Below are 12279 nucleotides of genomic sequence, written 5' to 3'. Positions count from 1 at the left end.
GAAAAGGGACGAAAAACCAGGGGAAATGCGATGCGGGCGCCGCCCGGAGCCAGATTCCGGGCGGGCAAGAGGAGGGATTTAGTGCGGGAAGAGGTTCAGCAGGCCGTCCAGGCCGACGTGGTTGAACGCGACGCTGGCCTGCGCGCGCACCACCGGTTTGGCGCGGAAGGCGACGGAGAGGCCGGCCACGGCCATCATCTTCAGGTCGTTCGAGCCGTCGCCCATGACGATGGCCTGCGACACATCGGCGCCGATCTGCTCGCAGACCCCACGCACCGTGCGTGCCTTGACGTCCGCATTGACGATTTCGCCGACCACCTGCCCGGTGAGCTTGCCGTCGACAATCTCCAGCGTGTTCGCGCGCGTGAAGTCCAGCTTCAGGCGCGGCTTGAGCTGGTCGGTGAAGTGGACAAAGCCGCCTGACACCAGCAGTGTGCGCATGCCAAGTGCCTGCACCGTCTGCAACATCCGCTCCGCACCCGGAGACAGGCGCAGGCGCTCCGCGTAGACGCGGTCCAGCACGCTCGCATCCAGCCCCTTGAGCAGGGCCACGCGGCGACGCAGGCTTTCGTTGAAATCGGTGATCTCGCCGCGCATGGCGGCTTCCGTGATGGCCGAAACCTCGGCCTTCAGTCCGCAAAAGTCGGCAATTTCGTCGATGCACTCGATCGTGATCAGCGTCGAGTCCATGTCCATGGCCACCAGCCGGAAGTCCGAGAGCTTGCGCCCGGCCGGCACCACAGCCCAGTCGATGCCGCGCGGGCCGCAGGCTTCGTCCAGCGCTTTATGCAACGCGGGCGTCAGCGGGGCGCAGTCGTCGGCGGCCGCGACGTTGGCCGCGCGCAGCGTGAAGGCGGAGGCGTCGGCGATGGGGCGGATGGCGTCGAGATCGGCGGGCGACAGCGGGGACAGGCTCTGGAGAATCAGGGGCATGACGGCAGGGGGGAAGTCGGGGCGGGGCGCGCAAAGCGAGGAAGGCGATATTGTAAGCGCACCGCCTTCCTGCTCAAACGCTCAAGCAGCTCAGGCGGCCACGCGCAGGCTGTCCACCACCTTGTGCAGGAAGGCCTCACACGCTTCCAGCTGGTCGAGCGCGACGAACTCGTCCGGCTTGTGGGCTTGCTGGATGTCGCCGGGGCCGCAGACCACGGCCGGGATGCCGGCGCGCTGGAACAGGCCGGCCTCGGTGCCATAGGCCACCTTGTTGGTGTCCCGGTCAGCGGTCAGCGCGCGGACCAGTTGCGTGATGGCGTCGGCCTCGGCGGCGTCGAGCGACGGCGCGGCGGCAATCTTCGCCAGCGTCAGCCCCGCGTCCGCATGCTCGGCGCGCATCTTCGGCAGCAGCACGCCATTCGCATATTCCTGAATCCGCGCGAAGATCGCCTCGGGATCGACGCCCGGCAGGTTGCGGAACTCGAACACGAACTCGCACAGCGCCGGGATGGTGTTCAGCGCGATGCCACCCTGGATCGTGCCGGTGGAGGCCGTCGTGAACGGCACGTCGAAGGCTTGGTCGTACGGGCCGTTGGCCTTGAATTCATCGGCGATGTCGCGGATGAAGCAGATCAGCCGCGCCGCGTATTCGATGGCGTTCACGCCCTTCGGCGTCAGCGACGAATGCGCGGCCTGGCCCTTCACGCAGCAGCGGTAGGCGTTGATGCCCTTGTGCGCCACGATCACGCGCATGCTGGTCGGCTCGCCGACGATGCAGCCGCCCGGCCGCACGCCACGGTCTCGCAATTCGGCCAGAAGATACGGCGCGCCCATGCAGCCGATCTCCTCGTCGAACGACAGCGCGTAGTGCACCGGCTCGCGCAGCCTGGCTTCCAGGATGGTTGGCAGCAGCGCCAGGCTGGTGCCGATGAAGCCTTTCATGTCGCAGGTGCCCCGCCCATAAAGCTTGCCGTCGCGGATCACGGGCTTGAACGGGTCGGTGGTCCAGTTCTGGCCGTCTACCGGCACCACGTCGGTGTGGCCGGACAGCACGATGCCGCCGTCGGTGGCGCCATTGGCCGCCGGCACGGTCACGAACAGGTTGGCCTTGTCGCCCTGCGGGTTGTAGCTCAGATGCGGCCGCAGCCCCTTGGCCAGGAAGTGGTCGCGCACGGCCTCGATCAGGCCGAGATTCGAATGGCGCGACGTGGTGTCGTAAGACACCAGCCGCTGGGTCCAGTCGAGCGCGCTGCCGCGCGGCTTGGCTGCGGTGGCGGAAGATTGGGCGTTGGCGTGGGCAGGCATGGGGCGGAAAGATGATTGATTCGTCAAGGAAGCGATGCTACACCGTCACGCCAGTTGGCGCAGCGTGTGCTTGATGGTCTGGGCGCGCACGGCCACATCGGGCATCTTGGCCTCGATGCGCAGTTTGTCCTGTCCGGCCAGCTTGATATGGCGGTTCTTCTGCACGAGGTCGATGATGCGGATGGCGTCGATCGGCGGGTTCGGCACGAACTGCATGCTGATGCTGGCCTCGCCCGCATCGATCTTGCGCACGCCCAGCGGCACGGCGGCGATGCGCAGCCGGTGCGTCTCCACCAGCGCCTGCGCCTGCGGGGGCAGGCGGCCGAAGCGGTCGATCAGCTCCTCCTGGATGTTGTCCACGCTCTCGGCCGTCTCGCAATTGGCCAGCCGCTTGTAGAGCGACAGGCGTTCGTGCACATCGGCGCAATAGTCGTTCGGCAGCAGCGCCGGCGTGCCGAGGTTGATCTCGGTGGTCACCTGCAGCGGGGCCATCAGGTCCGGCTCCTTGCCCGCCTTGAGTGCCTTCACGGCGGCGTTGAGCATGTCCGTGTACAGCTGGAAGCCGATTTCATGGATTTCGCCCGATTGCTTGTCGCCCAGCACCTCGCCCGCGCCGCGGATTTCCAGGTCGTGCATGGCGAGGTAGAAGCCGGAGCCGAGTTCCTCCATCTGCTGGATGGCCTCCAGCCGGCGCTGCGCCAGTTTGGTCAGGCCGTCCACGTCATGCACCAGCATGTAGGCATAGGCCTGATGGTGCGAGCGGCCCACGCGGCCCCGCAGCTGGTGCAGCTGGGCCAGGCCGAACTTGTCGGCGCGGTGGATCAGGATGGTGTTGGCGGTCGGCACGTCGATGCCGGTCTCGATGATCGTCGTGCAGAGCAGGATGTTGTCGCGCCGCGCCACGAAATCGCGCATCACGCGCTCCAGCTCGCGCTCGTGCATCTGGCCATGGGCCACGGCGATACGCGCCTCGGGCACCAGTTCCATCAGCCGGGCGCGCTTGTTCTCGATGGTCTCGACCTCGTTATGGAGGAAGTAGACCTGCCCGCCGCGCTTCAGCTCGCGCAGGATGGCCTCGCGGATCACGCCGTCTTCCTCGCGTCGCACGAAGGTCTTGATTGCCAGCCGCTTCTGCGGCGCCGTGGCGATGACCGAGAAGTCGCGCAGGCCCTCCAGCGCCATGCCCAGCGTGCGCGGGATGGGGGTAGCGGTGAGCGTCAGCACATCCACCTCGGCGCGAAGTGTCTTGAGCGCCTCTTTCTGGCGCACGCCGAAGCGGTGTTCCTCGTCGATGATGACCAGGCCCAGGCGCTGGAACTTCACGTCGTCGGAGAGCAGCTTGTGCGTGCCGATGACGATATCGACGGTGCCTTCGTTGATCTGCTTGATGGCCGCGTCGATCTCCTTCCTGGTCTTGAAGCGCGACAGCTCCACGATGCGCACCGGCCATTCGGCAAAGCGGTCGGACAGCGTCTGGAAGTGCTGCTCCGCCAGCAGCGTGGTCGGCGCGAGCATGGCCACCTGCTTGCCGCCGAGCACGGCCACGAAGGCGGCGCGCAGGGCCACTTCGGTCTTGCCGAAACCTACGTCGCCGCAGACCAGCCGGTCCATCGGCTTGCCCGAGGTCATGTCCGCGATCACGGCGGCGATGGCGGCGGCCTGATCCGGGGTCTCCTCGAAACCGAAGCTTTCGGCGAAGGTCTCGTAGTCCTTGGGCTGTAGCGGGAAGGCAAAGCCCTGGCGCAAGGCGCGCCGCGCGTACAGGTTCAGCAGCTCGGCGGCGGTGTCGCGGATCTGCTGCGCGGCGCGGCGCTTGGCCTTGTCCCACTGGCCCGAGCCCAGGTGGTGCAGCGGCGCGGATTCCGGATCGGCGCCCGAGTAGCGCGAGATCACATGCAACTGGTGCACCGGCACATACAGCTTGCTGCCCTTGTCGTAGTCCAGGTGCAGGAATTCCTCCTCGCCCTGGCCCAGGTCCATCGTCACCAGCCCCTGATAGCGGCCGATGCCGTGCTCGCTATGCACCACGGGGTCGCCGATCTTCAGTTCGGCGAGGTCGCGCACCATCGAATCGACGGCGCTGGCCTGCTCCTGCTTGCGGCGGCCCGTGCGGCGCGCGGTGCCGGCGTAGAGTTCGGCCTCGGTCACGAAGGCCAGTTGCGCCCGCGGCAGCGCAAAGCCGCTTTGCAACGGCGCCACGGCGATCGAGAAATGCGCGTCGCCGGCCAGATAGGCGGCGAAGTCATCCACGGGCTGCGGGCGCAGGCCGCTCTCGGCGAAGAGCTGCATCAGCGTCTCGCGCCGGCCGGCAGAGTCGGCGCACATCAGCACGCGCGTGGTCTTGTTCAGCAGCAGGGCTTCGAGGTTGACCAAGGGGTCTTCGGCGCGGCGGTTGACCGAGACATCGGGCAGGGCGGCCGAGAACGGACTCTGCTCGGCCGTGGCCTCGCGCTGCAGCACCACGCGCGCCAGCGGCTTGGCGGCCACGAAGAACTGCTCCTCGGACAGGAACAGGTCCGCCGGCGGCAGCAGCGGGCGTTCGCGGTCGTGCCGCATGAAGGTGTAGCGCTGGGTGGTATCGGCCCAGAAACGGCGGATCGCCTCGTCGATATTGCCCGCGAAGGCCAGCTGCGTGCCGGCGGGCAGGTAGTCGAACAGGGTGGCGCTCTCCTCGAAGAACAGCGGCAGGTAGTACTCGATACCGGCAGACGGCACGCCGTTGCCAATGTCCTTGTAGATCGGCGATTTGGTCGGATCTCCCTCGAACACCTCGCGCCAGCGGCCCCGGAATGCGGTGCGGGCGGCTTCGTCGAGCGGAAACTCGCGTCCCGGCAGCAGGCGCACTTCCTTCACCGGGTACAGGCTGCGCTGGGTGTCCGGGTCGAACGCGCGGATGGTCTCGATCTCGTCCCCGAACAGGTCGATCCGGTACGGCAGGGCCGAGCCCATCGGGAAGAGGTCGATCAGCCCGCCGCGCACGCTGTACTCGCCGGGGCGCATTACCGCGCTGACGTGCTCGTAGCCGGCCAGCGTGAACTGGGCCTTGAGCGCGCTTTCGTCGAGTTTCTCGCCCTGCTTGAAGAAGAAGGTGTACGCGGCCAGGAAGGCCGGCGGCGCCAGCCGGTAGAGCGCGGTGGAGGCGGGTACCAGCATCACGTCGCACTGGCCGGTCTGGATGTCGTGCAGCGTGGCCAGCCGCTCGGATACCAGGTCCTGGTGCGGCGAGAAGCTGTCGTAGGGCAGCGTTTCCCAGTCTGGCAGCAGCCGCACGCGCAATTCGGGCGCGAACCACGGGATTTCCTCGGCCAGGCGCTGGGCGTCGGTGGCGTTGGCGCACATCACCGCCAGCATCGGCAGCGCGCCCTGGTGTTGGCGCGCGTAGGCGGCCACCAGCAGGGCGTCGGCGGAGCCGGTCAGGCCGGCCACCGCGTGACGCATGCCGGGCTTGACCAGCGACAGGTTGGCGAAGGATGTGACAGCGTGGATGTCAGGCATTGGCAGCAAGGGCGATCGAAACGACGGCGCCCCGCCGGCAGCGCGGGCGGGGGTGCGTCATCATGGTCCGGCCCCGGAACGGATCTCCGTGGCGGTGGACAAGGGCCGTATTATAGAATGCGCACCGGCCGGTTCGCCGCCCGTCTTATTCTGACTTCGCCCCACGATCCTGTGTCTGCTCGCCGCTTCGCCCTCATTCCCTGTGCCGGTACCGGCAGCCGCGCCGGCGGCCACGTCGCCAAGCAATACCAGACCGTGGCCGGCCACCCGATGATCTGGCACGCGCTGGCCGCCTTTTCCGCCTGCGAGCGCATCAGCGCCACCGCGCTGGTGCTGGCGCCGGACGACATGCCGCTGGAATCCCGCTTCGGCGCGGAGGCGTTCGCGGGGCTGCGCTTCGATACCGCCTTCGTGGGCGGCGATACGCGCCACGCCTCGGTGCTGGCCGGCCTGCATCACCTGGCCCAGCTCGGCGCCACGGACAGCGACTGGGTGCTCGTGCACGACGCCGCCCGCCCGGGGCTGACCCCGGCCATGATCGACACGCTGATCCGCGCCGTGGAGGCCGACGACGAGGCCGATGCGGCCATCGGCGGCATTCTGGCGGTGCCGGTGCCCGATACGCTCAAGCGGGCGGACGCAGGCACCCAGGTTGGCGTGCGGATCGGCTCCACGGTGCCGCGCGAGGGCCTCTGGCAGGCCCAGACGCCGCAGATGTTCCGCGTGGGTGTACTGCGCCAGGCGCTGCAGGAGGCGCTGGCCGCCGGCGCCGTGGTGACCGACGAGGCCAGCGCGATCGAGCGCCTGGGCCTGCATCCGCGCCTGGTCAACGGCTCGCTGCGCAATTTCAAGGTCACCTACCCCGAGGATTTCGCGCTGGCGGACATCCTGCTCGCGCCGGCAGCCTCGCCGGCCGACCGTTAAGCATTTTTCAGAGGAGTCGCATTGAATCCGTTCGATATCCGCATTGGCCAGGGCTATGACGTACACGCCCTGGTGCCGGGCCGCAAGCTGATCCTGGGTGGCGTGGACATTCCGCATGACCGTGGCCTGCTCGGCCATTCCGATGCCGACGCGCTGCTGCACGCCGTGACCGACGCGCTGTTCGGTGCCGCCGCATTGGGTGACATCGGCCGGCATTTTCCCGATACGGACCCGAATTTCGCCGGTGCCGACAGCCGCGTGCTGTTGCGCGAGGCGGCCCGGCGGGTGCGAGAGGCCGGTTTCGAGATCGGCAACGTGGATGCCACGGTCATCGCACAAAAGCCAAAACTGGCGCCGCATATCGGCGGCATGGTGGCGAATCTCGCGGAAGACCTTGGCCTGCCCGTCACGCGCTGTAACGTGAAGGCGAAGACCAACGAGAAGCTGGGGTTCGAAGGCCGCGAAGAGGGCATCGTCGCGCAGGCCGCGGTGCTGATCTACCGCAAGACTGGCGACGCCCAGGATTGAAGAAACTGCGCGGTCAGACGGGGGGCGGTGCGTCCTCGGGCAGGATCGCGAAGGTGTAGTCGTTCAGGCGCGCCATGGCGCCGCTGCGAGCGCCGGCTTCGGTCCGCTTCTGGAAGCCCATCTGCTGGCACAGTTTGTTGGCGGAGGCCATCTCGGGCATGGTGCGCACCACCAGCGTACTGGCGCCGATATCCCGCGCCCGCTGGATGCAGATCTGCATCAGCCGATGTCCCAGCCCCTGGCCACGCGCCTGCGGGCTGACCGACAGCAGCCGTGCCTCGGGCTGCGTCAGCGTCACGGTGCTGTCGTCCAGCGCGGGCAGCGTGGCGCCCGGATGGCAGAACAGCACGGCGCCGCTGATGCCGTGGTCGCTCTCGGCGACCCACCATTCCATGTCGGGATTGTCCTTGGCGGCCAGCACGGACTGCATGCCGCGCTGGAACGAGGCGCGGCAATCTTCCATGATCGCAAGCTCGTATTGCCCATAGGCTTGCTGCGTGACCGCGGCGATGTCGCCCCAGTCGTACGCTGCCGCCAGGCGGAAGCGAAAACGGGGGGAGGTATGCGAAGGCAAGGTACTCATGGCCTCTGGTATCCGTGTCCTTGCGTGGATTGTAGGCCGGTCGAGGCACAAGTGCATGGTTCCCGATCGCCTGTTTGCGTGTCAGACAACATGCCGCCCAGCGTATTGACATCGAAGAAAAAAACCTGCCGCCCCTTGCGGTGGCGGCAGGTCTTCCCGGCCAGGCGGGCAATGCCTGCCCGGCAAGCCTTATTCGGCGGCGATCACGTTGGCGGCAGCCCCGATCACGGCGGCGATGCGGCCCACGTCGCGCAGCTGCTGCGCGCTCATGCCTTGCTCGGTCTTCAGCAACTGATAGTGCGACTTCACGCAGAAATGGCACTTGCCGATGATCGACGCGGCCAGTGCGTACATCTCGAAGCGGCGCTTGTCCACGCCACCATGGGTAGCGTAGGCGTTCATGCGCAGGCCGGCGGGCTGGCTCGACAGGTCCGGGTCCTCGGCCATCTCGATGTACGGATACCAGACATTGTTCATGCCCATCAGCGCCGCAGCCGTCTGGGCGGCGGTGACTTCCTCGGGCGACAGCACGTTCGCATTGCGGATGGCATCGACGATGATCTTGCTCTTGGCGGCGAAGGCGGCGGCGAGTGCCACGCCCACGGCGTCATTGCCTTCCAGCGACGAGCGCGCGATCGTGCCATCCACATTCAGGCGGATGTCCTTCGCGTAGTCGGGAATCAGGTTCTTAATCGTGCTGATGAATTCCATTTATTTCTCCTATCGTCCAGGGCTCAAAAAACCCGCATTTGCGGGCTTTGACGCGGAAGCGCCGTATCGGCCACTTCCGCGCGCGCCGGTCCGCCCGGGCAGGGCGGTTGGCAGGTCAAACAAATTACAGCGTGGCGCCGCCGACAGCGCGGTTGCACGGGCACAGCTCGTCCGTTTGCAGGCCGTCCAGAATACGCAGGACTTCGTCCGGGCTACGGCCGACGTTCAGGTTGTTCACCGACACGTGCTGGATCACGTTGTCCGGATCGACGATGAACGTGGCGCGCAGGGCCACGCCGGCAGCCTTGTCACGCACGCCAAGCTGGTCCACCAGCGAGCCGGTCACGTCGGCGAACTGCCACTGGTTCAGCTTGTTCAGGTCCTTGTGTTCACGGCGCCATGCCAGCTTCACGAATTCGTTGTCGGTCGAGCCGCCCAGCACGATCGCGTCGCGATCGGCGAAGTCGTCGTTCAGCTTGGCGAAGGCCACGATTTCGGTCGGGCAGACGAAGGTGAAGTCCTTCGGGTAGAAGTAGATGATCTTCCACTTGCCTTCGAACGACTTCTCGGTGATGTCTTCGAAAGCCGACTGGCCATTCTCTTCGTGGTTGTTGAAACCCGGCTTCACGCCAACGATTTGGAACGATTCGATCTTGTCACCAACGGTCTTCATCAACTTCTCCTGATACGGTTGAACAGAGTAACGCACGCGACACGCCGGGCGGGGTGGGGCAGCACGGGACTGCAGAACGCCACGATACGGCATCGCAACAAAGCCAGATTATGACCTGTCCGATACGCGCAGGGCCAATTGATTGTCTCAAAGAGACCGATAGGCATCGGCCTTTCCCTGCACAGCGCGCGCCAAAGACGAATGGCGAGCATGCCATGTGCGGACGCACATGACGAAAGCCGCCACAAAAGTTTCATCTTGTGGCGGCGATCGGGTCGGGGCCGTATCAGGCCGTACGTATCAGGCGGCGCGCAGGGCGCCCTGCAGGCGGCGCGTGCGGAAGATGACCAGCGTGGCCACCAGCCCGCAGGCGGCGGCGAACGTCAGCCACAGGCCCGGCGCGGCCTTGTTGCCGGTTTCGTGGATCAGGTAGGTGGAGATGGCCGGCGTGAAGCCGCCGAACAGCGCCGTGGCCAGGCTGTAGGCCAGCGAGAAGCCCGCCGTGCGCACCGCCGGCGGCATCACCTCGGCCAGCGTGACCACCATCGCCCCGTTGTAGCTGCCGTACAGGAACGAGAGCCACAGTTCCACCATCAGCAGGCGGCCGAAGGAGGGCTCGGCCACCAGCCAGGACACGGCCGGGTAGGCGGTGAGCAGGGTGGCGATGGTGAAGATCACCAGCAGCGGCTTGCGCCCCACGCGGTCGGAGACGGCGCCCATCAGCGGCAGCCAGATGAAGTTGGAGAGCCCCACGCACATCGTCACGACGAGGTTGTCCACGTCGCCAAGCTTGAGCACGGTCTTGCCGAAGGTCGGCGTGTAGGCGGTGATCATGTAGAACGACACCGTGGTCATCACCACCATCATGCAGCCGGCGAGGATGATGCCCCAGTTGTCGAGCATCGAGCGGTAGATCTCGCGCATGGTCGGCTGGTGCTTGCGGGTGCGGAAGGCTTCGGTTTCCTCCAGCGAGCGCCGGATCATGAACAGGAACGGCACGATCAGGCAGCCGACCAGGAACGGCACGCGCCAGCCCCAGCTGTCCATCTGTGCCGGCGCCAGCGTGGCGTGCAGGATCACGCCCAGCAGCCCGGCGAAGATCACCGCCACCTGCTGGCTGGCCGACTGCCACGCCACGTAGAAGCCTTTCTGGCCCGGCTTGGCGATCTCGGCCAGGTAGACCGATACCCCGCCCAGTTCCACGCCGGCCGAGAACCCCTGCAGCAGCCGGCCCGCCAGCACCAGCAGCGGGGCGGCCACGCCGATCGACGCGTAGCCGGGCACCAGCGCAATCAGCAGCGTGCCCATCGCCATCAGGATCAGCGTGAGAATCAGACCCTTGCGGCGGCCGTGGTGGTCGATGTAGGCGCCGAGAATGATGGCGCCGAGCGGACGCATCAGGAAGCCGGCGCCGAAGGTGGCCAGCGAGAGCATCAGCGAGGCGAATTCGTTGCCGCTCGGGAAGAACGTACGGGCGATGGCGGCGGCGTAGAAGCCGTACACCATGAAATCGTACATTTCGAGGAAGTTGCCGCTGACGACGCGGAACACGGTACGGGCGCTGTGCTGGGAAGCCGGCGCGGAGGCGGTGCTGGACATGGCTGTCTCTCAGTCAGCGCCGGTGCGGCCGGCGACATGTTGTGGGATCGCAATGGCCGCCAGTGTGCGCCGCCGGGCTGTCAATGCCCTGTCAACTGCCTTTCAATCTGCTATCAAATGCTGTCGAAAACCTGTCAGCCGGGGCGGGGAGTGCCCCATCATGCGCGCCGGAAGCAGGCGCGCACCACCAGCCCGGTCTTGGGCGGCGGCCGATTGGCCAGCACCAGCCGCCCGCCGTTACGCTGGAGGATGCGGTTGACGATGGACATGCCCAGCCCCGCGCCCTTGGCCTCGCTGCGGGCGCTGTCGAGCCGGTAGAACGGGCGCGTCAGCAGCGAGAGCTGCGCATCGGGCACGCCGGGGCCGTTGTCCGCCACGGTCAGCACGGCATCCTTGTCATCGAGCCGGGTGGAGATCTCCACCTCGGCCATGCCGCTTTCCTCGTCCTTGGCGTAGCGGCGCGCGTTCTCCACCAGGTTGTCCAGGATGCGCTGGATCTCCATGCGGTTGGCCACCGCCATGACCGGGCCGTTGGCGCGCACGTGCACGCGCACATCGTCGTGCGCCGCATAGACGCCCACGGCGTCCTGCACCAGCGCGGAGAGATCCACCGGCTCCACCATTTCCTGGCCGGGGCGGGCGTAGTTGAGGAACTGGCCGATGATGGCGTCCATCTGCTCGATGTCGGCGATCATGGCGTCGCGCGTGATGTTGTCCACCGGCGACATCTCGGTCTCGAGCCGCAGCCGGGTGAGCGGGGTGCGCAGGTCGTGGGAGATGCCGGCCAGCATGACCACGCGGTCGTCGTCGAGCTGGCGCAGGTCCCGCACCATCTGGTTGAAGCTGCGGTTGGCCTGGGCCACCTCGCTGGCGCCGTGCTCGCGCAGCGGCGGCGGATCGCCGCCCGTGCCGATCTGGCGCGCCGCGTTGGCCAGCCGCTTGAGCGGGTAGTTCACGCGCGCCGTGATGAAGGCCGCGCCGATGATCGACAGCAGCAGCGCGGCGATACTCCACCACAGCCACTGGATGCCCGGCACGCGCTCGAAGCGCTCCGGGCTGATGGCGACCCAGTAGTCGTCCCCCTCGATCTCGAAGCTGACCCACACGCCCGGAATGTCGTTGACGGTGGTGGCGAGCACGGTGTCCTCGCCCAGCCGCCCGCGAATCTCCTGCTGCACCAGCTGGGTCAGGAAGGGGTTGGCGGTGGGCGCGGCGAAGTCGTCGTCCTTCTCGCGCGGATAGACCTTGATGCCCTCGTTCTGCACCAGGTCGAGCAGCAGGAAACGCCGCCGCGCCGGGTCGGAATAGAGCAGGGCCGCGCGCGTGAGCTTGACCACGCTGACCACCTGCATGGCGATCTGCTGGGCGCGCGGCGCGCGTTCGAAGAGCCGGTAGCTCTGGAACCAGATCCCCAGCGAGATCGCCAGCAGGAGGGCGATCAGCATGAAGGTGCGCCAGAACAGCGAACCAAAGAACCGCGTTGCGGTACGGCCGAGAGCGGTCGCCACGATGCTGACTGCGGACGAAC

Annotated in this window: 10 protein-coding genes; 2 read left to right on the top strand and 8 right to left on the bottom strand. The window is 66.9% G+C overall.

Translation table 11 applies throughout. The features are described 5' to 3' along the window. Nucleotides 1-78 precede the first annotated feature (78 nt). From serB to mfd, 3 genes are all read right to left on the bottom strand, one after another. Nucleotides 79-933 carry a phosphoserine phosphatase SerB gene (gene serB, locus SB751_RS01290; protein WP_144195729.1) on the bottom strand — a complete coding sequence of 285 codons (855 nt, stop codon included), beginning with the start codon at nt 931-933 and terminating at the stop codon, nt 79-81. 90 nt (nt 934-1023) lie between these two features. After that, entirely contained in the window at nt 1024-2238 is a 1215-nt protein-coding gene (gene argE / locus SB751_RS01285) for an acetylornithine deacetylase (RefSeq protein WP_144195727.1), read from the bottom strand. A gap of 45 nt (nt 2239-2283) precedes the next feature. Next, nucleotides 2284-5733 carry a transcription-repair coupling factor gene (gene mfd, locus SB751_RS01280; RefSeq protein ID WP_410747817.1) on the bottom strand — a complete coding sequence of 1150 codons (3450 nt, stop codon included), beginning with the start codon at nt 5731-5733 and terminating at the stop codon, nt 2284-2286. A gap of 171 nt (nt 5734-5904) precedes the next feature. Between mfd and ispD the strand changes: the two genes are divergently transcribed. Continuing rightward, entirely contained in the window at nt 5905-6657 is a 753-nt protein-coding gene (ispD, locus tag SB751_RS01275) for a 2-C-methyl-D-erythritol 4-phosphate cytidylyltransferase (protein WP_186296743.1), read from the top strand. A 21-nt stretch (nt 6658-6678) separates the two neighbouring features. After that, the gene (gene ispF / locus SB751_RS01270; protein WP_144195723.1) at nt 6679-7185 is read left to right on the top strand and encodes a 2-C-methyl-D-erythritol 2,4-cyclodiphosphate synthase; all 507 of its coding nucleotides are present in this window, start codon (nt 6679-6681) and stop codon (nt 7183-7185) included. Between the two features lie 13 nt (nt 7186-7198). Here ispF and SB751_RS01265 read toward each other — a convergent pair whose 3' ends face one another. The 5 genes from SB751_RS01265 to SB751_RS01245 all read right to left on the bottom strand — a co-directional run bounded on the left by SB751_RS01265 (nt 7199) and on the right by SB751_RS01245 (nt 12259). Then, nucleotides 7199-7768, bottom strand: a complete 570-nt coding sequence (locus tag SB751_RS01265) for a GNAT family N-acetyltransferase (RefSeq protein ID WP_144195721.1) — start codon at nt 7766-7768, stop codon at nt 7199-7201. Between the two features lie 189 nt (nt 7769-7957). Beyond that, nucleotides 7958-8479 carry a carboxymuconolactone decarboxylase family protein gene (locus SB751_RS01260; RefSeq protein WP_144195719.1) on the bottom strand — a complete coding sequence of 174 codons (522 nt, stop codon included), beginning with the start codon at nt 8477-8479 and terminating at the stop codon, nt 7958-7960. A 124-nt stretch (nt 8480-8603) separates the two neighbouring features. Continuing rightward, nucleotides 8604-9152: a peroxiredoxin gene (locus SB751_RS01255; RefSeq protein WP_092292963.1), complete on the bottom strand. Its 549-nt coding sequence runs from the start codon at nt 9150-9152 to the stop codon at nt 8604-8606. A 300-nt stretch (nt 9153-9452) separates the two neighbouring features. Then, entirely contained in the window at nt 9453-10751 is a 1299-nt protein-coding gene (locus tag SB751_RS01250; protein ID WP_211943349.1) for an MFS transporter, read from the bottom strand. A 158-nt stretch (nt 10752-10909) separates the two neighbouring features. Next, nucleotides 10910-12259: an ATP-binding protein gene (locus tag SB751_RS01245; protein WP_149136161.1), complete on the bottom strand. Its 1350-nt coding sequence runs from the start codon at nt 12257-12259 to the stop codon at nt 10910-10912. Nucleotides 12260-12279 lie beyond the last annotated feature (20 nt).

It is taken from the genome of Cupriavidus sp. SIMBA_020 (assembly GCF_046535395.1).
In the GTDB taxonomy this organism is placed as follows: domain Bacteria; phylum Pseudomonadota; class Gammaproteobacteria; order Burkholderiales; family Burkholderiaceae; genus Cupriavidus; species Cupriavidus campinensis.
The sequence above is the reverse complement of the archived record's forward strand: the minus strand, read 5'-3'. Positions and strand labels throughout refer to the sequence as shown.